Origin of the sequence: Xanthomonas populi, from assembly GCF_002940065.1 — a bacterium.
GTDB classification, from domain to species: Bacteria; Pseudomonadota; Gammaproteobacteria; order Xanthomonadales; family Xanthomonadaceae; genus Xanthomonas; species Xanthomonas populi.
This window is the reverse complement of record NZ_MDEJ01000001.1, coordinates 12,070-32,214: the sequence shown is the minus strand read 5'-3', so window position 1 is coordinate 32,214 and position 20,145 is coordinate 12,070. Positions and strand designations below refer to the sequence as shown.

General features: G+C 65.3%; 16 protein-coding genes, 1 tRNA gene and 4 pseudogenes. 13 read left to right on the top strand and 8 right to left on the bottom strand.

Going from position 1 to position 20,145, the window contains the following annotated elements; all coding sequences use genetic code 11:
* Positions 1–12: 12 nt before the first annotated feature.
* Positions 13–489 (bottom strand): LEA/WHy family protein, encoded by a 477-nt coding sequence (locus tag XpopCFBP1817_RS00155; RefSeq protein WP_128415469.1) that lies wholly within the window; start codon positions 487–489, stop codon positions 13–15.
* Positions 490–631: 142 nt separating this feature from the next.
* Complete coding sequence (locus XpopCFBP1817_RS00150; RefSeq protein ID WP_128415468.1) at positions 632–1,168, bottom strand: lipocalin family protein; 537 nt, start codon at positions 1,166–1,168, stop codon at positions 632–634.
* A gap of 180 nt (positions 1,169–1,348) precedes the next feature.
* On the opposite strand from XpopCFBP1817_RS00150, the gene XpopCFBP1817_RS00145 reads away from it, so the two are divergent.
* From XpopCFBP1817_RS00145 to XpopCFBP1817_RS00135, 3 genes and pseudogenes are all read left to right on the top strand, one after another.
* A tRNA-Phe gene (locus tag XpopCFBP1817_RS00145) sits at positions 1,349–1,424 on the top strand.
* Between the two features lie 24 nt (positions 1,425–1,448).
* Positions 1,449–1,952, top strand: a pseudogene (locus XpopCFBP1817_RS22440) (transposase); the annotation flags it as partial.
* Positions 1,922–2,481, top strand: a pseudogene (locus tag XpopCFBP1817_RS00135) (hypothetical protein). The pseudogenes XpopCFBP1817_RS22440 and XpopCFBP1817_RS00135, both read left to right, overlap by 31 nt.
* A gap of 13 nt (positions 2,482–2,494) precedes the next feature.
* Here XpopCFBP1817_RS00135 and XpopCFBP1817_RS00130 read toward each other — a convergent pair.
* A complete protein-coding gene (locus XpopCFBP1817_RS00130) occupies positions 2,495–3,169 on the bottom strand; it encodes a class I SAM-dependent methyltransferase (RefSeq protein ID WP_128415467.1) in 675 nt (224 codons plus the stop codon).
* A 235-nt stretch (positions 3,170–3,404) separates the two neighbouring features.
* Positions 3,405–3,578, bottom strand: a pseudogene (locus XpopCFBP1817_RS00125) (IS481 family transposase); the annotation flags it as partial.
* Here XpopCFBP1817_RS00125 and XpopCFBP1817_RS00120 point away from each other — a divergent pair.
* Positions 3,578–4,257: pseudogene (locus XpopCFBP1817_RS00120) on the top strand (ATP-binding protein); the annotation flags it as partial. The pseudogenes XpopCFBP1817_RS00125 and XpopCFBP1817_RS00120 sit on opposite strands and share 1 nt — an antisense overlap.
* A gap of 255 nt (positions 4,258–4,512) precedes the next feature.
* Here the strand turns inward: XpopCFBP1817_RS00120 and XpopCFBP1817_RS00115 are convergent.
* The 4 genes from XpopCFBP1817_RS00115 to XpopCFBP1817_RS00100 form a co-directional block, all read right to left on the bottom strand.
* Complete coding sequence (locus XpopCFBP1817_RS00115; RefSeq protein WP_128415466.1) at positions 4,513–4,791, bottom strand: oxidative damage protection protein; 279 nt, start codon at positions 4,789–4,791, stop codon at positions 4,513–4,515.
* A 53-nt stretch (positions 4,792–4,844) separates the two neighbouring features.
* Positions 4,845–5,918: an A/G-specific adenine glycosylase gene (mutY, locus tag XpopCFBP1817_RS00110; protein ID WP_128415465.1), complete on the bottom strand. Its 1,074-nt coding sequence runs from the start codon at positions 5,916–5,918 to the stop codon at positions 4,845–4,847.
* Between the two features lie 55 nt (positions 5,919–5,973).
* Positions 5,974–7,623: a signal recognition particle-docking protein FtsY gene (gene ftsY / locus XpopCFBP1817_RS00105; protein WP_128415464.1), complete on the bottom strand. Its 1,650-nt coding sequence runs from the start codon at positions 7,621–7,623 to the stop codon at positions 5,974–5,976.
* Between the two features lie 205 nt (positions 7,624–7,828).
* On the bottom strand, positions 7,829–8,545 hold the full coding sequence (locus tag XpopCFBP1817_RS00100; RefSeq protein WP_128415508.1) for an AraC family transcriptional regulator: 717 nt from the start codon (positions 8,543–8,545) through the stop codon (positions 7,829–7,831).
* Positions 8,546–8,705: 160 nt separating this feature from the next.
* Here XpopCFBP1817_RS00100 and XpopCFBP1817_RS00095 point away from each other — a divergent pair, with 160 nt between their 5' ends.
* From XpopCFBP1817_RS00095 to XpopCFBP1817_RS00055, 9 genes are all read left to right on the top strand, one after another.
* On the top strand, positions 8,706–9,644 hold the full coding sequence (locus XpopCFBP1817_RS00095) for a proline racemase family protein (protein WP_128415463.1): 939 nt from the start codon (positions 8,706–8,708) through the stop codon (positions 9,642–9,644).
* Positions 9,644–10,840, top strand: coding sequence for an NAD(P)/FAD-dependent oxidoreductase (locus tag XpopCFBP1817_RS00090; protein ID WP_128415462.1), 1,197 nt, complete (start codon positions 9,644–9,646; stop codon positions 10,838–10,840). Before XpopCFBP1817_RS00095 ends, XpopCFBP1817_RS00090 begins: the two co-directional genes overlap by 1 nt.
* Positions 10,837–11,082: a 2Fe-2S iron-sulfur cluster-binding protein gene (locus XpopCFBP1817_RS00085; protein WP_128415461.1), complete on the top strand. Its 246-nt coding sequence runs from the start codon at positions 10,837–10,839 to the stop codon at positions 11,080–11,082. The genes XpopCFBP1817_RS00090 and XpopCFBP1817_RS00085 overlap by 4 nt, the downstream gene beginning before the upstream one ends.
* Positions 11,075–12,388 (top strand): NAD(P)/FAD-dependent oxidoreductase, encoded by a 1,314-nt coding sequence (locus tag XpopCFBP1817_RS00080; protein WP_128415460.1) that lies wholly within the window; start codon positions 11,075–11,077, stop codon positions 12,386–12,388. The genes XpopCFBP1817_RS00085 and XpopCFBP1817_RS00080 overlap by 8 nt, the downstream gene beginning before the upstream one ends.
* On the top strand, positions 12,385–13,293 hold the full coding sequence (locus XpopCFBP1817_RS00075; protein ID WP_128415459.1) for a dihydrodipicolinate synthase family protein: 909 nt from the start codon (positions 12,385–12,387) through the stop codon (positions 13,291–13,293). The genes XpopCFBP1817_RS00080 and XpopCFBP1817_RS00075 overlap by 4 nt, the downstream gene beginning before the upstream one ends.
* A 185-nt stretch (positions 13,294–13,478) precedes the next feature.
* A complete protein-coding gene (locus tag XpopCFBP1817_RS00070) occupies positions 13,479–15,095 on the top strand; it encodes an aldehyde dehydrogenase family protein (protein ID WP_128415458.1) in 1,617 nt (538 codons plus the stop codon).
* Entirely contained in the window at positions 15,092–16,291 is a 1,200-nt protein-coding gene (locus tag XpopCFBP1817_RS00065; RefSeq protein ID WP_128415457.1) for a M24 family metallopeptidase, read from the top strand. Before XpopCFBP1817_RS00070 ends, XpopCFBP1817_RS00065 begins: the two co-directional genes overlap by 4 nt.
* 146 nt (positions 16,292–16,437) lie before the next feature.
* A complete protein-coding gene (locus XpopCFBP1817_RS00060) occupies positions 16,438–18,252 on the top strand; it encodes a DUF885 domain-containing protein (RefSeq protein WP_128415456.1) in 1,815 nt (604 codons plus the stop codon).
* Positions 18,252–20,117 carry a DUF885 domain-containing protein gene (locus XpopCFBP1817_RS00055; RefSeq protein ID WP_128415455.1) on the top strand — a complete coding sequence of 622 codons (1,866 nt, stop codon included), beginning with the start codon at positions 18,252–18,254 and terminating at the stop codon, positions 20,115–20,117. The genes XpopCFBP1817_RS00060 and XpopCFBP1817_RS00055 overlap by 1 nt, the downstream gene beginning before the upstream one ends.
* The last annotated feature ends 28 nt before the right edge of the window (positions 20,118–20,145 follow it).

Here is a 20,145-nt window from a genome sequence, read left to right as displayed (position 1 = left end):
GAGGCGTGCGCGTCAGCGCAGCACGCCCTTGAGGCCTGGGGCCGGGCTGAGCGTATTGCGCGACTCGACGGTGAAATCGCGCTGTTTCTTGTCCTGCGGGGTCGCCCACACCGTGCCCTTGAGCGTGTACGGCAGCGAGCGGCCGCTGGCAAGCACGTCGGCGACGGTGAGACGGCCGAGCGAGGTCGGTTGCAGGGTGACGGTCACCACGTCGGCTGTTTCCGGGCCGATCGAAATACCCACGGCCTGGTCGAGCTTGCCGGCCACCTGGTCGCTGGAGGAGATCTCCAGGGCCACGCGCTCGAACTGCATCGGGATGCTGCTGTAGTTCTGCAGCCGCAGATCGACCGACCAGGAGCCGTCCGGGCGCACGGTCAGTTGCTGGATGCGGGCGGCCGGCTCGGACACGCGGCGCACCGCACCGCCGCAGGCGCTCAGCAGCAGGGCGCAGGTCAGCGACACAATCACAAGGCGATAGGCACGACGCATGGACTCGGATCCTCGGCTGGGTCAGGCGGCGCCAAGAATACTACGCAGTACGGTTGCTGCCTTGCTGCGTGGATCGGGGCAGGTCGTCGGGGCAGGTAGTGCAGCGGGTGTGTCAGAGCGGCGTGCGGTCAGGCCACCGACGTCACAGTAGCGGCGCGGCCAGGATCAGCGGCGACAGGTCGTAGCCCATTTGCGTGGCCCGGCGTTTGATGTGTTCGAACTGCGCGCGCTGCATCTGCGGCGAGCGCGACAGGATCCACAGGTAGTTGCGATCCGGCTCGCCGACCACCGCCCATTGGTAGTCCGGATCGAGCGCGATCACCCAATAGTCGGCCCACACCAGCGGCAGCCAGCTCAGCCATTCCGGGGCGAAGCGCACCTGCAACTGGCCGGGTTGCCCGGCGACCGGCCGCGCCACACCGTCGGCCTGGGCCAGGCCGCCATCGGCGGTGCGGCAGCCGTTGCGCACGCCGATCAAGCCATCGTCGCGCAAGGTGTAGCTGGCGGTAATGTCGCTGCGGCATTTCTTTTGGAACGACACCGGCAGGTGCGCAATCTCGTGCCACTGCCCAGCGTAGCGGGAGATGTCCAGCTGCGGCACCGCGCGTACCGGCTGTTGGGCAACCGCGGTCAGTGGCAGCAGCAACGCGAACGACAACAGCAGGCGGGGCAGGCGCATGACAATCTCCTTGGGACGCGCGCAGGCTAGGCCATGCCCCCCGCCGCGCGGCGTGAACCGCCGCAAGACACCCAGGTGCCAGCACTGGTTCGCAACAAAGTTGCGCGCAAGGCTTGCCCAAACTGGGCCTGCTCGCTATGCTGCGCGTCCTCGCAACGCAGGCATCGTGTTGCAGGTAGTGGCCGAGTAGCTCAGTTGGTAGAGCAGGGGATTGAAAATCCCCGTGTCGGCGGTTCGATTCCGTCCTCGGCCACCATTTCCAAGCCTTCATTCGCAAGGCTTTCCGGCAATCGCCGGGTGTTCAAACTCTCTTGCACCGTGGCGGTTGCTTCACAACGATTTTCCACCTTGGGAAGCGGTGTATCAGTAAACGCAACGTTGGCTGCAGGCCGGCTGCTTTGAGGCGATGGTCAGTGATCTGCGCTCACTCTTGCGTGTGGCGCAGGGAAGAAAGGCCAGCCGAGCCCGGTTATTTCGATGGCCGGACGCTGCAGTCCACCTGTGAAAGCGGTCCGCGTGCTGGATACGATGGCTATCAGCGTAAAAAGGGAGCAAGGCGCACATGGCGATCGATACGCTGGGACATCTACTCGCCGTCCAGGTCACACCCATCAATGAGCAGAAACGCGCGCAGGGTCCGTTCGTTGGCCCAAGAGGTACAACACGTGGCAGGCGAAACGGTCAAAATCGCGTTTGTGGATCAGGGCGAGACCGGCCAGGAACCAGCGCAGGCGCCAAGGAAGAAGGTATCGAATTGCACGTCATCAAGCTGCAAGAAGCGAAAAGTTGCCTGTCGGGCAGACGGTGATTGGCGTTGCCAACGCGGATCTGACTGGGGACGGGCGGCAGGATTACGTGGTTGCCCTGCGCGTGTCGGCAGAAGATGCATTGGATGCATTGCGGTCCAGTGGGCGCGCTGCGCCTGCACGCACCGTGCTGGTGCTGGTGCTGGTCGCGAACGCGGACGGTGGCTTTGTCGAAGCCGGGCGCAATACGCGGGTGATCTTCAATGCCGACGAAGGTGGTCAGTGCGATCCGTTCCTGGAAGCGAAGAAGGGTTGGTAGCGAAGGGTGCGTCTTTCACCGTGCACAATGGCGTGTCGTGCGGGTAGCGTTGGACCGACCACATCACCTTCTGCTACGACCGTGCGCGCGGTGCGTTCTTCTTCCATAAGCGTGTGCTGGAAAGCTGGGAAATGAATGCCGAAGACACGCCTGATGCCGATGCGATGCGCATGAGCGAGCACACCGAGATCAAGGCCGATCCGCGCAAGCCGATAGCGCTGTCGGCTTACACGCCTGCAGCTGGATGATGCGGCAAAGCGATCAGCCTCCTGCCGGCCACCAGTTGTGCATATTGCGCCGATAGACGAACAGGCGCGGTGCCTTGGCGACCTGCACAGAGGCCTGGCGATCGCCGGCAATCAACGAAAACCCGATGTCTGCGAGCATGCGCGACAGTGCATTGGCATTGCCGCGGCCCGGGTCGCTCATAACGATCTCGCAGGAGGGTTTGGCGAGCGCGGGAATGAGGTTGGCCAGCATGGTGGCGTGGCGTGTTTCGTAAAGCACGTCGCTGGCGATGATCATGTCGAACTGGCCCATGTTCAGCGCGCCGGTGTCCCAGTTCAGACGCCGATACGGCACCGATTCCAGGGCGTTAAGCGCCGCGTTGTAAGCCAGAAACACCTCGGCCAGCGGATGGTGGTCGCTGGCAACGACATCGGCACCGCGCCTGCGTAGCACCAGGCTGGCCAGCCCTAAGCCGCAACCGAGTTCGAGGATGCGCTTGCCTTCGATCGGACGCGCGGCCATTGCTTCGGCCAGCAGTTGCCCGGCCGGCCAGACCTGACCGAACAAACTCCACTGCGCGGACGAAATGCCCGCGTCGGCGGCGCTTTCATCGGGATCGGCGTACTGCTGTTTGTCGGCCAGCGCGCGAATAACGTAGGTCAGTTGCCCGAAGGTCAACTCGTGGATCTGGGTCTGGTAGCCCGGCATGGTGATATCGCATGGTCGCCAGACGAAGGCACTGGCGCGGAAAAGAATGCGCGCAACGGCGCCAGAAAGGCCGGACGAGGCGCAGGAGCTGCGTGTTGCTCGCGCATGCTACGGCAAACCCGATGCACGCGCGCATGCGCCCGATAGGCTGCAGTGTGCTGCTTTGCCGGCTTTCATAAGGGCTTTGCATACTCAACCCGAAGAGATGCGGGAACGCATATCGGTCGGAAATTCAGTTGGCGGACTGGATGCCGTTATCCGTCAGCACCGTCTGCAGGGTGTAGGGCACCGCCTGGATCACATTACGCAGGAACTGCGCTGCAACCAGCTTGTTGGCCGATGGATTGAGTTCGGTGAGCGCAAACTTGGACGTTTTATCGATGGCCACAAACAAATAGAGCTTACGTTCTGTCCACGTATCATCAGCTGGCACCGGGCCGTTATGTGAGTATCGCTGTGCGCGAAACCGGCTCGGGCATGCCGCCGGACATCGCCAGCCGTGTAATGGAGCCGTTCTTCACCACCAAGGAAGAAGGCCAGTGCACCGGGCTGGGGTGGTCGATGGTGTACGCCTTCGTCAAGCAATCTGGCGGCAGCGGGCCCATCTATAGCGAAGTGGGCGAAGGCACCACGGTGCGGCTGTATTTCCCCGCATCCAGCGAATACGCAAATGATGTGCAGGCGGTCAAGAGCCGCGCGATCGGCCAGGGCGGCAGCGAGAGCATCCTGATCGTGGAAGACAAGCAGGACGTGGCGGTGATCGCCAAGCTATTTCTGAAGGGCGCCGGCTATCGCGTCTTGTCGGCATCCAGCGGACGCGAGGCGATCGCAGTGCTGGAGCAGCATCCGCATGTGGATGGGTTGTTCACCGATCATGCCGGGCGGCATTAAGTGTGTGGTGCTCGCTCGCCAAGCGTGCCGCATCTTGCCGAAGATCAAGGTCCTGCTCACCACCGGCTACGCCGATGCCAGCATCCAGCGCACCGATATGGGGCGCGCGGAGTTCGGCGTGGTCAACAAGCCGTACGCAGAAGGAAGTGCTCAAGCGTATCCGCCTGTTGCTGGACGAGCCGGTGGGCACCTGCTGAGCGTGTGGACGCTCAGGCAACTCGGTGCCTGGCGTGGCGGATAGGCCAATGCTGCATCGGTGGCCAAATCGGTCGCCAAGTTACGTGGGTTCGGCGACGGTTTCTTCCCTTTTGAGCGGCAAGCAACAGCTAGCGGGCCGTCGTCGGGCGGGCGTGGACGGTGCGCTCAGCACCGGCATGTACGCATGGGGCGTGCCGCCCCGGTAACCGGTCGCGCCGGCCTGGCGGCGAGCGCAGTCGTTTAGACGGCCGCGTTTACTCTTCGCCCATCGGCGCGACATAGCCATCCGGCTTGTCGGCGTTGCGCTCGAACAGGAACTTCTGCAATTCGGCTTCGAGAAACGCGCGGTGCTTGGGGTCGCGTGGAGAGAGCCGGTTTTCGTTGATCAGCATGGTCTGATGCGCCAACCATGCCTGCCATGCGGTCTTGCCGATGTGTGCGAACACGCGCTGGCCGAGTTCGCCGGGATAGGGCACAAAATCCAGGCCGTCGGTGTCGCATTGCTGGTACTGGCAGAACACGGTGCGTGACATGCAAATTCCCTTGGATTCGCGCTCAACGTGCGCGCTTGGAGTGTGAGTGCGCCTTACAGCGCGTCGAGCAGTTTGCTGATCGGCGCCGGCAGGCCCAGCGATGCGAGATCGGCGCGGGCCACCCAGCGCCGATCGTCATTGTCGCGCACCGCTGTACGCAGAGCGACCTTGCGGATGCGCAACGGCTGCAGATGCAGGCGGTAATGGCTGAAGGTGTGCACGATCAGCGGCATCTCATCGGCGCTCTCGTAATCGCCTTGGATATGGTTGGCGAACCATGCGCGCATGCCGCTGTCGGTTTCGGCCTGTGGCAGCGTCCATAGCGAGGCCCAGATACCGGTCGGCGGGCGACGCTGCAGCAGGATCTGGTTGTCTGCGTTTTCCAGCAGCAGCGCGGTGGCTTCGCGCTCGGGCAGAGACTTGCCGGGCTTGGGCGTGGGCAATGCTTCCACCAGGCCCTCGCGGCGCGCCACACAATCGTCCTGCAACGGACACAGCACGCACGCCGGTTTTGCGCGTGTGCACAGCGTGGCGCCGAAATCCATTTGCGCCTGCGTGTAGTCGGCCAGGCGGCCGGCCGGTACATGCGCGACGTGCGCTGTGGCCAACTCCCAAAGCTGTTTTTCGATCACTGGCAAGCCCGGATAGCCGGCAATGCCGTGAAAGCGCGTCATCACGCGTTTCACGTTGCCGTCCATGATGGCAAAGCGGTCGTTCCAGGCCTGGCTGAGGATGGCGCCCGCCGTGCTGCGGCCGATGCCGGGCAGCGCGAGCAGCGCGTCGAAATCGCGTGGTAAGTCGCCATCGTGCAAGGCGACGCATTGTTTGGCGGCCGCATGCAGGTTGCGTGCACGTGCGTAGTAGCCCAGCCCGGCCCAGTGCGCCATCACGGTGTCGTTGTCGGCCGCGGCCAGATCGGCCAGGGTGGGGAAGCGGGCAACGAATTTTAGGAAATACGGGATGACCACCGTGACCTGGGTCTGCTGCAGCATGATTTCCGACAACCACACCCGGTACGGCGCGCGTGGATGCTGCCAGGGCAGATCGTGGCGACCGTGGCCGTCGAACCAGTGCAGCAGGCGGTGGACGAAAGCGTCAGCGCTGGGAGGGGCGTGGTCGGCTGGCATGAGTTCTGCTGGCGATACGTGATAACGGTTGCAGACGCGTGCGGACATCTGCCGATCAGCTTCCCAACGCCTCCGGTAACAACGCATCGACGAAGGCGACCGGGTCGAACACGCGCAGGTCTTCCGGGCGCTCGCCGATGCCGGCGAAGCGGATCGGAATGCCGAATTCGCGCGCCAGCGCGAACACCACGCCGCCCTTGGCGGTGCCATCGAGCTTGGTCACGACCAGGCCGGTGACGCCGACGGCGGCATGGAACTGGCGCAGCTGCGAGATGGCGTTCTGGCCGGTGGTGCTGTCGATGACCATCAGCACTTCGTGCGGTGCGGCGGGGTCGATCTTGCCGAGCACGCGGCGGATCTTGCCGAGCTCGTTCATCAGCCCGGTCTGGGTGTGCAGGCGGCCGGCGGTGTCGGCGATCAACACGTCGGTGCCGCGCGCCTTGGCGGCCTGCAGTGCGTCGAACGCCACTGCGGCGGCATCGGCATTCTGGCCCTGCGCGATCACGGCCACGCCGTTGCGATCGCCCCAGGCCTGCAGTTGTGCGACAGCGGCGGCGCGGAAGGTGTCGCCAGCTGCCAGCATCAGGCTGTTGCCTTCGTCCTTGAAGCGCTTGGCGAGCTTGCCGATGGTGGTGGTCTTGCCGACGCCGTTGACGCCAACAGTGAGGATCACGAACGGTTTGACCGAGCGATCGATGACCAGCGGTTTGGAGACCGGCTGCAGCAGCGCGATGAGATCGGCGCGCAGTGCCTTGAACATCGCCTGGGCATCGACGAACTCGCGCGACTTCATGCGCTTGCGCAGGCCTTCGACCAATGCGGTAGTGGCGCCGATACCGACGTCGGCAGTGATCAAGGCGGTCTCGATCTCGTCGAGCAGATCGTCGTCGAGCTTGGGGTTGCGCGAGAACAAACCGCCGAAGCTGCGAGCGAAGGTGCTGTTGCGCAGACGATCGCGCCAACCCGGCTTGCCGGCCGGAGCGGCCGTTAGCGCATCGCGCTGGGCGACGATGCTGTCGTTGTCCCCGGTGGTCGGCAGCGGTGTGCTGACAATGACAGGCGCGGTGACGACGGGCGTCGCGACGGCGAGGGTTGCGGCGACCGGCGAAGCTGCAGACGCGGGTGCAGCCGCAGGAGGTGCAACGACAGGTGGTGTCGCAGCCGGCGCAGCGGGAGGTGTTGCAGTGGTCGATGGTGCGACAGGCGCGAGCGCAGAAGCAGACGTCTGCGACGGCGTTGCGGGAGTAGCAGGCTGCGCAGGCCCAACAGCAGGCAATACAGGCGCGGTATGTGGCTGCACGACAACCGGCGCCACCACCACTGGAGTCGGAGCGCTCGGCGTTACAGACGGTTTCGAATCAGGCGGCGCCTGCAGTGCCGAAGGCGCGGGCGTTGCGGGCGGGGTAGCTGCGGTGGGCACTGCCGCGATGCGTTGCGCCTGGCCGGCACGCGCGGCGATATCTTGCGCACGCTGCTCGGCTGGAGCGGCGGCAGGCGCGGGCACAGGTGTGGCAATCGGAGTGGAGACTGGCACCGCTGCTGGCGTGCCGCTCGGCGCAGCCACCGGCATGGCTTCAACCGGCGAAACCGGGGTAGCGGCAGAAGGTGCGGTCGGAAATGCGGCTGCCAGTTCTTCCAAGCTGTAGCGCGAGGTGCGCGCGCTGTCGGGCGTGGTTGGCTTGGTGCGGAGAAAGAAGCTGGCCATTGGCAACGCAGTTGGGGAAACCCGAAATTCTACCATCCGGGCTCCGGCTCGCCTTGACGCGTCCTTCAGCGCTGCCTCATCCGGGGCAGTATCCCGCGCGCCGCACGCGCGCGGCCAGGACAATGCAACCTGCCTTGCAACGCCGACCCAAATGCTGCCGAATTCGGCATTTGTGCCCGCTGTCTGTCAGTGCCGGTTTGGGTGCTCATAACTGGCCTTTAAGCGCGCGGTAATCGCGCGGCGTCATGCCGACCGTGGCCTTGAACTGACGCGCGAACGCGCTCTGGTCGGCAAAGCCGCAACGTTGCCCGATGCTGGCGATGCTGTCCTCGCCGTACAACAGCCGCATCGCCGATTCGATGCGCAGCTTGGTCAACAATTGCTGCGGGGTCAGCTGGAACACGCGGCGGAAATGCCGCTCCAGCTGCGCCACCGACAGGCCGGCCAGGTCGGCCAGACTCTGCACGCGCAGGTTGTCGCCAAAGTTGGCCTGCATGTGGTCTATCACCTGGCTCAAGCGTTCGTACGCCGAGTGACGGCTGTCGGGTTGGCCCAGATCGCGCGAAATGCCCACGATGCCGATCACTTCGTCGGCTTCGCAGAGCGGGCGCTTGAAGGTCAGGCACCAGCCGGGCAGGCGATTGGGGTACAGATGCACCTCCAGCTGGTTGTCGATGAGCTCGCCACACAGCACGCGGCGGTCCTGCATCATGTAGCTTCCGCCTAGCGGCAACGGAAATACTTCCAGTGGCGAGCGGCCGATGATTTCGCTGCGCAGCTTGCGTCCGAGCCGGCGCACGAGCGTAAGGTTGCAATGGGTGTAGCGACCTTCGCCATCCTTGATGAAGAACACCACGTCCGGTAGTGCATCGAACAGCGTCTGCATTTCCAGCGCAGGCAGGTTGAGGTCCATCGGCGTCATGGTGGCGGTCACGATTGACGGCTGCACGAAAGGCGCGGCCCAGCAATGATCCTAGCGCAAACGCGTGGTTATGAACCGGGTTGTAGATTGTGCAGATTTCCGCATTTGCAACTCGCATTGGACGCTAGTCGCCTGCCAGCCCGCAGTGGGAGCATGAGCCATGCACACCATCGACGTCATCGACTCCCATACGGCCGGCGAACCTACCCGCGTGGTCCTGTCCGGTTTCCCAGATCTGGGCGATGGCGATCTGGCCCAGTGCCGCGAGCGCTTTCGCCGCAATTTCGACCAGTGGCGCAGCGCAATCGCTTGCGAACCGCGCGGCTCGGACACCATGGTCGGCGCCTTGCTGCTGCCGCCACGCGACCCAAGCGCTTGCACCGGGGTGATCTTCTTCAACAACGTCGGCTACCTGGGCATGTGCGGGCACGGCACCATCGGGGTGGTGCGCACGCTGGCCGAGTTGGGGCGCATCGGGCCGGGCCAGCATCGCATCGAAACACCGGTCGGCACGGTCGGCGTGGAGCTGGCCGAAGACGGCACGGTGTCGGTCGCTAATGTCGAGAGCTACCGCTTTGCGGCAGATGTGGAAGTGGACGTGCCTGCGCATGGCAGGGTGCGCGGCGACGTGGCCTGGGGCGGCAACTGGTTCTTCATCACCGAACAGGCGCCGTGCGCGCTTGAGTTGGCGCATCAGCGGGAGTTGACCGCCTACACCGAGGCTATCCGGCTGGCGCTGGAAGCGGCCGGCATTACCGGTGAGGCCAGTGGCGAGATCGACCATATCGAAGTCAATGGCGCCGCGCCTGATGGCAGCGGCTTGGCACGTAATTTCGTGCTGTGCCCTGGGCTGGCCTACGACCGCTCGCCGTGCGGCACCGGCACCAGCGCCAAGCTGGCCTGCCTGGCCGCCGACGGCAAGCTGGGCGAGGGCGAGCGTTGGGTGCAGCAAGGCATTCTGGGCAGCACGTTAGAAGGCAGTTATCGGTTGAGTGGGCGTGGCATTGCGCCGCGCATCAGTGGGCATGCGTACATCACTGCACGCTCGCAGTTGCTGATCGACCCGGCCGACCCGTTCGCCTGGGGCATCGTGGTCTGATGGACGCAGTGCGGTCAGCATCGGAGGGAGTTGGCAGCGCGCCGGCTGCCGATGCGTCTGCTGCGTCGGCCGCTGCGTCCACGCGACGCAGCTACGATCTGATCGTGGTGGGCGCCGGAATTGTCGGCGCGGCCTGCGCCGAGGCGGCTGCCTGCGAAGGGCTGCGTGTGGTGATCGTCGAGCCGGGGCCGATCGGCGGCGGCTCCACCGCTGCGGCGATGGGGCACCTGGTGGCGATGGACGACGACCCGGCCGAGCTGGCGCTATCGGCGTACTCGCTACGGCTGTGGGAGCGGTTTGCCGAATTGAGCGAGGCCGAATTCAGCCGCTGCGGCACGCTGTGGGTGGCACGCGATGCGCGCGAATTTGCGGCGGTGCCGGCCAAGATCGCGCGCCTGGCCGCGGCCGATCTGCATGCCGAAGCGATCGATGCAACGCAGCTGTACGCACTGGAACCGCAACTGGTGCCCGGCCTGGCCGGCGGCATGCGCGTGCCGGATGAGGCCGTGGTGTACCCGCCGCGGGTGGCACGGCATTTGGTGAGCCTGGCCTGCAAAGCGGGCGCGCAGCTGTTTGCCGGCCGCAAGGTGGAGCAGTTGCAGGCGCATGGGGTACGTCTGGACGATGGCCAACTGTTGGCCGGCCCGGTGCTGGTCGCCAGCGGCGTGGCCTTGCCACAGTTGCTGCCCGAGCTGGCGCTGCGCCCGCGCAAGGGCCATCTGGTCATCACCGATCGCCATCCGGGCTTGATCCGACATCAATTATTGGAGCTGGGCTACGCCGATTCGGCGCATGGCGCCGACGACACCAGCGTGGCCTTCAATGTGCAGCCGCGGCCGACCGGGCAGATTCTGATCGGCTCGTCGCGCCAGTTCGGCGAGCACGATCGCGCGCTGTCGATGCCGGTGCTGCAGCAGATGCTGCAGCGCGCCTTCGCGTATCTGCCGGTGCTGCGCGAGTTGCAGGCAATCAGGGTGTGGACCGGGTTGCGCCCGGCCACGCCGGACGGGCGACCGTATCTTGGGGCGGTGCCTGGCCGGCGCGATGTGTGGGTGGCCGCCGGTCACGAGGGGCTGGGTGTCACAACGGCGCTGGGGAGCGCACGGGTGATTGTGGACAGCCTGCTCGGGCGCACGCCGGCCATCGATCCGGCCCCTTATGCACCGGCGCGCGCCGTGCACGGTGCGGCCGCATGAGCGCGACAGTGCGTCTGCACGTGGATACGCAACTGGTCCAAGTGCCGGCTGGCGCCAGCGTGGCCGCTGCGGTGGCGCAGGTGACGCTGCAGTTTCGGCAATCGTGTAGTGGTCAGCCGCGCGCGCCGTTGTGCGGCATGGGCGTGTGTTTCGAATGCCGGGTGCGCATCGACGGCATCGCCCAGCAACGCGCCTGCATGGTGGATGCGCGCGACGGCATGCAGGTACGCACCGATGGCTGAGCGCGTGCAGCATTTCGATGTACTGGTGATCGGTGCCGGCCCGGCCGGCCTGGCGGCGGCGCAGGCGGCGGCCAGTCATGGCGCGCGCGTGGGTCTGGTCGACATGCAGCCGCGTGCGGGCGGGCAGGTGTGGCGCAGCGATGTGCAGCACGGCGCGCCGGCCGATGCGCGCTCGCTGCTGCAACAGGTGCTGGGCACTGCGTCGATCACGCTGCTGACGCGCACACAGATTCTGCTGGCGGATCCGGGCTGGTTATTGGCCGATGGCCCCGATGGCACGCTGCAACTGCATTACGCAGCACTGGTGCTGGCCACCGGCGCGCGCGAATTGCTGCTGCCATTCCCAGGCTGGACCTTGCCCGGCGTCACCGGCGCCGGTGCGGCGCAGGCGCTGGCCAAACAAGGCTGGCCGCTGGCCGGCAAGCGCGTGGTGGTGGCTGGCAGCGGCCCGCTGCTGCTGGCCAGTGCGGCCACCTTGCAACGGCATGGCGCACGCGTGCTCGGCATCCACGAACAGACCTCTGCAGCCGCGTTGCGGCAGTTTGCGCTGCAGCTGTGGCGCTGGCCGGGTAAGGCGGCGCAGGCGGTGTCATTACGCCTGCAGTTGCGCGCGGTGGCCTATCGCGCCGGCAGCGTCGTCGTTGCCGCACATGGCGACACGCAATTGCGCGAAATCGAGATCGCAGGACCTGCCGGCCGCACGCGTATCGCCTGCGATCAATTGGCGGTGGGCTATGGCCTGGTGCCGAACACCGAACTTGCACAGCTGCTCGGTTGTCAGCTGGACGCGTGCGGCGCGCATCAACAGGTGCAGGTGGATGCGTTGTTGCGTACCAGCGTGACCCAGGTATTTGCAGCGGGCGAAGCCTGCGGCATTGGCGGGCGCGATTGCGCGCTGATCGAAGGTGCGATGGCCGGGCATATGGCCGCCGACGCACCGGACGTTGCGCTGCGCCTGCAGCCGCAGCGGCGAGCGGCGCGTACGTTCGCCGAGGTGGTGCAGCAGCAATTCGCATTAAATCCACGCATCCGCAGGCTGGCGCAACCCGACACGCTGGTATGCCGCTGCGAAGACGTGCCGCTGGGCGCGCTGGACAACTTCAACGATGCCCGCGATGCCAAGCTCGCCTCGCGCTGCGGCATGGGCGCCTGCCAGGGCCGCATCTGCGGCACCGCACTCACCGAACTGGGGCGTTGTCCGCCCGAGCTTTCCACCGACGCCGGCCGCCGGCCGCCGTTGTTCCCGGTCCGCCTCGCGGCGCTGGCCGACTCGTTCACTTCCGACTCGCAAGGGAATCATCCATGAGTATTGCTGCCTTCTGGCACGGCGTGTTGCCGGCCATCACCACCCCGTTCACCGCCTCCGGCGAAATCGATCACGACTTCCTGGGCAAGCACGCCAATCAACTGGTGGACGCCGGTTGCACCGCGATCGTACCGCTGGGCTCGCTGGGCGAAGCGGCCACCTTGAGCGTGGACGACAAGCTGGCCGTGCTCAAGACGCTGATCAGCGCATTGCATGGCCGCGTGCCGGTGGTGCCGGGTATCGCCAGCCTTGCGACCGGCGAGGCAGTGGCGCTGGCGAAAGCGGCAAAAGAGCTCGGCTGCGGCGGGTTGATGGTGTTGCCGCCGTACGTGTATTCCACCGACTGGCGCGAGATGGGCGCACATGTGCGCGCGGTGATCGCCGCGACCGATCTGCCGGTGATCCTGTACAACAACCCGGTGGCCTACAAGACAGACTTCGGCCCGGCGCAGATCGCCGAGCTGGCGGCCGAATTCCCCAATTTGCAGGCAGTGAAGGAATCTTCCGGCGACGTGCGCCGTTTCGCCGCGTTGCAGGAATTGCTGGGCGACCGTCTGGCGCTGCTGGTCGGTATGGACGATGCCATCGTCGAAGGTCTGAGCATGGGCGCCAAAGGCTGGATCGCCGGTTTGGTCAACGCGTATCCCAAAGAATCGGTGCGCTTGTTCGAACTCGCGCGCGATGGCGGTTACCCGGCCGCCAAAGAACTCTACGACTGGTTCCTGCCGCTGTTGCGCCTGGATACCGTGCCCAAGTTCGTGCAGTTGATCAAGCTGGTGCAGGAAAAAGTGGGCATTGGCAGCGAGCGCGTGCGCGCGCCGCGGCTGGTGGTCGAAGGTGCCGAGCGCGAGGCTGCGCTCAAGGTCATCGATCGCGCCATCGCCACTGCGCCGACACTGTCCTGACGATGACGTCTCGCTGCACGCTGCTGGATGATCGCCTCGCACCGATTCACGCGGTGAGGCGTTGGCAGGTGTAGCGACACGTGTGTCGATGAGGGTGTCGCATCACTGCGACACCCTCGTCGCTTTTGGTCGGTCGCTGCCGCACAGTGCGCAGGGTCCGCTTCCATACAACTGAAGGTGCCGCAATGAACGAGACGACCCAATCCATCCCCTTGAAGGCGGCTGAGGTCTTGCTGGCCGGCCAGTGGCAGCCCAGCCGCGATGCGACCGGCAGCTTCCGCGCGGCCGACCCGACCACGGGCGAGGCGATCGGGCCGCAATTTCCGGTCAGCGGTGCGGACGACATCGAGACGGCGATTGTGGCGGCGCAGGCGGTTGCCCCAGAACTTGCAGCAGCGCCAGTCGAAAAGATTGCGGCATTTCTGGACGCCTACGCCGATGCGCTGGATGCCGATGCCGATACCCTGGTCGCGCTGGCACACGCAGAAACCGCATTGCCGGCGCCCACGCGGTTGCGTGGCAACGAACTGCCACGCACCAGCGGGCAGTTGCGCCAGGCCGCACACGCGGTGCGCAGTTACAGCTGGACCCAACCCATCATCGATACTGCTGCCGATCTGCGCGCGCATCTGGCGTCATTGGGCAAGCCGGTGTTGGTGTTTGGCCCGAACAATTTTCCGTTCGCCTTCAATGCGATCGCCGGCAGCGATTTCGCTTCCGCAATCGCCGCACGCAACCCGGTGATTGCCAAGGCGCATCCGCTGCATCCGGCCACCAGCCAGCGCATGGCGCAGCTTGCGCACGCAGCGTTGGTCGCGGCTGGCCTGCCGGCTGCGGCGGTGCAGTTGCTGTATCACTTCGACAACGCCATGGGCCTGCGATTGGCCGGCGATGCGCGGCTGGGGGCGATCGGATTCACCGGTAGCCGTACGGGCGGGCTTGCCTTGAAGGCTGCCGCCGATGCGGCCGGCGTGCCGTTTTATGCTGAGCTCTCCAGTATCAACCCGGTGTTCCTGTTGCCGGGCGCGCTGGCCGAGCGCGGCGCAGCCTTGGCGCAGGAATTCTTTTCCTCGTGCACCTTGGGTAGCGGCCAGTTCTGCACCAATCCCGGTGTGGTGGTGGTGCCGCATGGCGAGGCCGGCGATGCGTTCGTCGCCGCGACCACGGCGCATTTCGACGCCGCCATGCCGATGGTGCTGTTTTCCAGCGCCGGCGTCGAAGGCGTGCAACGCGGTGTGGCAGCCTTGCGTGCGGCCGGCGCCGCCCTGCTTGCCGGTGGGCACACCGGCGAGGACGGGTACCGCTATGCGCCGACCTTGTTGAGCGTAGACGCGCAGGCATTTATCGCCAACCCGCAGGCGCTGCAGACCGAGGCCTTCGGCCCGGTGAGCTTGCTGGTGCGTGCGCGCGACGTTGCGCAGATGACGCAAATCGCCGCTGCATTCGAAGGCAATCTCACCGGCACCTTGTATCGCGCGGTCGATGGCAGCGACGATGCGGCCTGGCAATCTATCGCACCGGTGCTGCGTGCGCGGGTGGGGCGGTTGATCAACAGCAAGATGCCGACCGGCGTGGCGGTGAGCGCGGCGCAGCATCATGGCGGCCCGTTCCCCAGCACCGGGCATCCGGGATTCACCGCGGTAGGCATGCCCGGTTCCATTCGCCGCTTCGCTGCGTTGCATAGCTATGACGCGGTACCGGACGCCTTGTTGCCGGCCGAGTTGCGCCAGCGCAATTCAGGCGGTGTCGCGCGTCTGGTCGATGGGCAGTGGAGCACAGCCGATCTCGGAGCGGGCACATGAGCAGCCAGATCGGCGGGTTGTCGCTGGAGCAGGCGCGCGCGCAACTGACGCCGTGGACGCAACGCGCCGCGCCGATCGCAGCGCAGGAATACGAACAGCGCCTCGAACGCGCACGCAGCCTGATGGCCGCGCACGGCGTGGATGCGCTGTTGATCGGCGCCGGCACCTCGCTGCGTTATTTCACCGGCGTGCCGTGGGGTGCGAGCGAGCGTCTGGTTGCGCTGCTGCTGACGTTGAATGGCGACCCGGTATTGATCTGCCCGGCCTTCGAAGAAGGCTCGCTGGATGCGGTGTTGAAGATCCCGGTCGCCAACTATCTGTGGGAAGAACACCACGACCCCTACGCGCTGGTGGTGCAGGCCATGGACGAACGCCACGCGCATGCATTGGCGCTGGATCCAGGCATTGCGTTCGCCGTGCACACCGGCTTGCGCGCGCACCTGGGCACGGCGATCCGCGATGCCGGCTTCATCATCGACGGCTGCCGCATGTGCAAGTCGCCGGCCGAGCTGGCGCTGATGCAGCAGGCCTGCGACATGACCCTGCTGGTTCAGCGTCTGGCCGCCGGCATCGCCCAGGAAGGCATCGGTACCGATCAACTGGTGCGCTTTATCGATGAGGCGCATCGCGCGCTGGGCGCGGACAACGGTTCGACTTTTTGCATCGTGCAGTTCGGCCATGCCACCGCGTTCCCGCACGGTCTCCCAGGCGTGCAACACCTGCGCGAAGGCGAGTTGGTGCTGATCGACACCGGCTGCACCGTGCAGGGGTATCACTCCGATATCACCCGCACCTGGAGTTACGGCACGCCCGACGCTGCGCAACGGCGCATCTGGGAGCTGGAGCAGGCGGCGCAGGCGGCTGCGTTTGCGGCGATTCGCCCCGGTGTCGCCTGTGAAGCAGTGGACCAGGCTGCGCGCAAGGTGCTCGACGCGGCAGGACTCGGCCCGGACTATCGCTTGCCCGGCCTGCCGCATCGCACCGGTCACGGCTGCGGCCTGGCGATCCATGAGGCGCCGTATCTGGTGCGTGGCAATGCGCAGCCGCTGCAGCCGGGCATGTGCGCCAGCAATGAGCCGATGATTGTAGTGCCTGGCCAATTCGGCGTGCGCCTGGAAGACCATTTTTATGTCACCGACGCGGGCGCGCAGTGGTTCACGCCGCCGTCGCTGGCGATCGATCGACCGTTTGCGTGAGCGCTGCACGCGCCCATTACCTCGTAGGAGCGCGCTTGCGCGCGAGAACCGTCACCTGGAAAAACCTCTCGCGCGCAAGCGCGCTCCTACCCCCGGATTGAACGCATCGAGCGCTGCCTGCATACCGTCTTTCTTGGAGTAACTGCATGAACCACCTGCGTCCTGTCGCTATCGGCCTGCTTGCCGCCGCATTGTTCACTGCCTGCAAGCCGGCGCCGCCCGCAGCGGAGACGGCGGTTGCTGCCACTTCCGCTCCAACCAGCGAACAGGCCGCCAAAGCCTTCGACGCGCTGCTGGACAAGCAATGGCAGTACCAGTTGCAACACAACCCCGAGTTCGCAAGCATCATCGGCGACAAACGTTACAACGATCGTTGGAGCGACTACTCGCTCGACGCCGTGCAGGCAGAACGCACTGCTACTGCCGAGTTGCTCAAGCAGTTCGAAGCGATCGACAGCAAGGCGCTGGACGAGCAACGCCAACTCAGCCTGCAGATGATGCTCGGCCAGCTGCGCGACAAGCTGGAAGGCATCGCGCTGGAGACCTATGCGATGCCGCTGGAGCCGATCGGCGGCATCCAGTTGGCGCTGGCCGGCTATGGCGATGCGTTTCCGTTCGAAAACGCCAAGGATTATCAGGACTACATCAAGCGTCTGCAGACGATTCCGGCGGTGATCGACCAGGTGATCGCGGTGTCGCGGCGGGGCGCGAAGCAGGGCCTGGTGCAGCCGCGTTATCTGCTGGAGCGCTTGCCCGAGCAGATCGACAAGATTGCCGCGTTGACCGGTGAGCAAAGCCCATTCGCCTCGCCGCTGAAAAAACTTGATGCCGCTGTGCCGGCCGACCAGCGCGACGCGCTGCGCACGCAATTACTGGCCGCGATCGATCAGCAGGTGCGCTCGGCCTACGGCAAGCTGGCCGCGTTCGTACGCGACGAATACGCAGCGCAAGGGCGCGCGCAGGAAGGGCTGTGGGCGCTGCCCGATGGCGAGCGCCGCTATCGCTACGCCATCCATACCCAGACCACCACCGAGATGGCGCCGGAGGACATCCACCAGATCGGTTTGAAGGAAGTCGCGCGCATCGAAGGCGAGATGACGGTGATCGCCAAGGCGCAGGGCTTCGCGGATCTGGCCAGCTTCCGCAAGGCGGTGGAAACAGACAAGCGCCACTTTGCCACCTCCAGCGAGCAGATCCTGCAGCGATACCGCGATTACATCGCCGCGATGGAACCGGAGCTACCCAAGCTGTTCGGCCACTTGCCAAAAACACCGTTGGAGGTGCAGGCAATGCCGGCGTTCCGACGCAGCGCGCCCGGCGCCGAATACTGGCAGAGCAATCCGGAAGGCACCAAGCCGGCCATCGTAAAGGTCAACACCAGCGACTTCGCCAGCCGTACCTTGATCAATATCGAAACCACCGCGTATCACGAGGGCGTGCCGGGCCATCACCTGCAGATCTCGCTTGCGCAGACGCTGCCGTTGCCGCCGTTCCGCCAGCAGGCCGGCTACAACGCCTACATCGAAGGCTGGGCGCTGTACGCCGAGCGCCTGGGCAAGGAGATCGGCTTCTTCAAGGATCCGTACAACGATTACGGTCGCCTCTCAGGCGAATTTTTGCGGGAAAATCGGCTGGTGCTCGATACCGGCGTGCACTACAAGCATTGGAACCGCCAGCAGATGGTGGATTTATTTCACGCGCATCCGTCTGATGACGAGCCCAGCATCCAGTCCGAAACCGACCGCTATATTGTCTGGCCGGGCCAGGCACTGGGTTACAAGTTGGGGCAGCTGCAGATTCTGGCGCTGCGTGCGGAAGCCGAAAAAGAACTCGGCGATCGCTTCGACGTGCGCGCCTTCCACGATGCAGTGCTCGGCGGCGGCGCGATGCCGCTGGCGATGTTGCAGCAACGCGTGCGCCAGTGGATTGCACAAGCCAAAGCCGTATCGGTGGCAAGCTGATGAAGACCAGCAGCGTCTGGCGCGCGAGCGCGTTGAGCGTGTTGATTGCCGCCAGTGTGGGCGGCACCGCAGGGCAGGCGCAGGCCACACCCACCACACCCACCACGCAAAGCGGCGCAGCAGCACGCTTCAAGGCGCTGTACACGCGCGAATGGCGTTGGCGGCAGGCGCAGCTGTCCGGCGCGGTGGATGAAGACAACCAGGCCACGCAGGACACGCAGTCCGACCATCTGCCCAAGGTCGACGTGGCCACGCAAGACCTGCGCACTGCGTACTGGCAACAGGCGTTGAAGGAACTGGATGCGATCCCGATCGCGCAGTTGCCGGCCGAAGACCAGGTGAGTTATCAGGTGTACCGGCAGCAGTTGCTGGTGCTGCTGGATCAGCAGCATTTCCGCGCCTGGGAGATGCCGTTCAACAGCGACTCGGCGTTCTGGAGCGATCTGGGTTTCAGTGCCGAAGCCAAGTTGCGCACGCGTGAGGACTTCCAGCGCTATCTGAAGATGCTGGCCGATATCCCGCGCTATTTCGCCGAACACACCGACAATATGCGTGCCGGCCTGGCGCGTGGTTTCAGCCAGCCCAAGGTGACTCTCACCGGGCGCGACCAATCCATTGCCGATGTGGTGCAAGCCAAGGGCGAGGCCAATCCGTTCTACGCACCGTTCAAGCAGATGCCGGCGACGCTGCCGGCCGATGTGCAGGCGCAACTGCGGCAGCAGGCCGTCAAGACCATCGATGCGCAGGTGCTGCCGGCTTACGCCAAGCTGCTGGACTTCATCCGCAACGCGTATCAGCCACGCGCGCGCACCACACTTGCCGGCGAAGCCTTGCCGGACGGGCAGGCGTATTACCGCGCGCAGATCCGCGAATTCACCACGCTGGAGTTGAGCCCGGAGCAGATCCATCAGATCGGCCTGCAGGAAGTGGCCAAGCTGCGCACGCAGATGGATCAGACCATCGTCGCCAGCGGCTTTAAGCCACCGGCCGGGCAGGCGGTGTTTCCCGCGTTTTTGCGGTTCCTGCGCACCGACCCGCAGTTCTATGCCAAGACGCCGGAAGAATTGCTCAAGCAGGCCGCGTGGATCGCCAAGCGCGTGGACGCCAAGGTGGGCGATTACATCGGCCGGCTGCCGCGCCGACGCTTCGCGATCGAGCCGTTGCCGCCGGAATTGGCGCCGTTCTATACCGGTGGCCGCGGCGGTCCCGGCATTTATCTGGTCAATACCTACAACCTGCCATCGCGGCCGTTGTACAACCTGACCGCATTGACGTTGCACGAGTCATCGCCCGGCCACGCACTGCAGATGCCGCTGGCGGCCGAGGCGCAGGGGCTGCCGGAGTTTCGCCGCTATGGGTTCATCTCCGCCTATGGCGAGGGCTGGGCCTTGTACTCGGAGTATCTGGGCCAGGAAATGGGCATGTACGACACGCCCTATGATCGCTTCGGTTACCTGACCTACCAGATGTGGCGCGCCTGCCGTTTGGTGATCGATACCGGTATCCACCACAAGGGCTGGACGCGCGCGCAGGCACAGGCCTATCTGCGCGACAACACCGCCTTGAGCGAACACGAAGTCACCACCGAGGTGGATCGCTATATCGCCTGGCCGGGGCAGGCGTTGTCGTATTACCTGGGCGAGTTGAAAATTCTTGAGTTGCGGCGCAAGGCCGAAGCTGCCTTGGGCGAGACATTCGATCTGCGCCATTTCCACGACGCAGTGCTGCAGACCGGCTCGGTGCCGTTGCCGGTCCTGGAAGCGCGCATCGACCGGTTTATTGCCGACGGCGGTGTCTCACCCTATGCCGCCGAAGATGCTGCCGAGTCACCGGCGGTAGATGCCAAGGCGTCTGACAGCGACTGATCCACGTAAAACCAGCCGACGTTTTCCG

Excerpts from the sequence above, each read along its gene's own strand:
- XpopCFBP1817_RS00155 (WP_128415469.1), bottom strand. The coding sequence starts at position 489 with ATGCGTCGTGCCTATCGCCTTGTGATTGTGTCGCTGACCTGCGCCCTG.
- XpopCFBP1817_RS00150 (WP_128415468.1), bottom strand. The coding sequence starts at position 1,168 with ATGCGCCTGCCCCGCCTGCTGTTGTCGTTCGCGTTGCTGCTGCCACTG.
- XpopCFBP1817_RS00130 (WP_128415467.1), bottom strand. The coding sequence starts at position 3,169 with ATGCCGGGCTACCAGACCCAGATCCACGAGTTGACCTTCGGGCAACTG.
- XpopCFBP1817_RS00115 (WP_128415466.1), bottom strand. The coding sequence starts at position 4,791 with ATGTCACGCACCGTGTTCTGCCAGTACCAGCAATGCGACACCGACGGC.
- mutY (WP_128415465.1), bottom strand. The coding sequence starts at position 5,918 with ATGCCAGCCGACCACGCCCCTCCCAGCGCTGACGCTTTCGTCCACCGC.
- ftsY (WP_128415464.1), bottom strand. The coding sequence starts at position 7,623 with ATGGCCAGCTTCTTTCTCCGCACCAAGCCAACCACGCCCGACAGCGCG.
- XpopCFBP1817_RS00100 (WP_128415508.1), bottom strand. The coding sequence starts at position 8,545 with ATGACGCCGATGGACCTCAACCTGCCTGCGCTGGAAATGCAGACGCTG.
- XpopCFBP1817_RS00095 (WP_128415463.1), top strand. The coding sequence starts at position 8,706 with ATGCACACCATCGACGTCATCGACTCCCATACGGCCGGCGAACCTACC.
- XpopCFBP1817_RS00090 (WP_128415462.1), top strand. The coding sequence starts at position 9,644 with ATGGACGCAGTGCGGTCAGCATCGGAGGGAGTTGGCAGCGCGCCGGCT.
- XpopCFBP1817_RS00085 (WP_128415461.1), top strand. The coding sequence starts at position 10,837 with ATGAGCGCGACAGTGCGTCTGCACGTGGATACGCAACTGGTCCAAGTG.
- XpopCFBP1817_RS00080 (WP_128415460.1), top strand. The coding sequence starts at position 11,075 with ATGGCTGAGCGCGTGCAGCATTTCGATGTACTGGTGATCGGTGCCGGC.
- XpopCFBP1817_RS00075 (WP_128415459.1), top strand. The coding sequence starts at position 12,385 with ATGAGTATTGCTGCCTTCTGGCACGGCGTGTTGCCGGCCATCACCACC.
- XpopCFBP1817_RS00070 (WP_128415458.1), top strand. The coding sequence starts at position 13,479 with ATGAACGAGACGACCCAATCCATCCCCTTGAAGGCGGCTGAGGTCTTG.
- XpopCFBP1817_RS00065 (WP_128415457.1), top strand. The coding sequence starts at position 15,092 with ATGAGCAGCCAGATCGGCGGGTTGTCGCTGGAGCAGGCGCGCGCGCAA.
- XpopCFBP1817_RS00060 (WP_128415456.1), top strand. The coding sequence starts at position 16,438 with ATGAACCACCTGCGTCCTGTCGCTATCGGCCTGCTTGCCGCCGCATTG.
- XpopCFBP1817_RS00055 (WP_128415455.1), top strand. The coding sequence starts at position 18,252 with ATGAAGACCAGCAGCGTCTGGCGCGCGAGCGCGTTGAGCGTGTTGATT.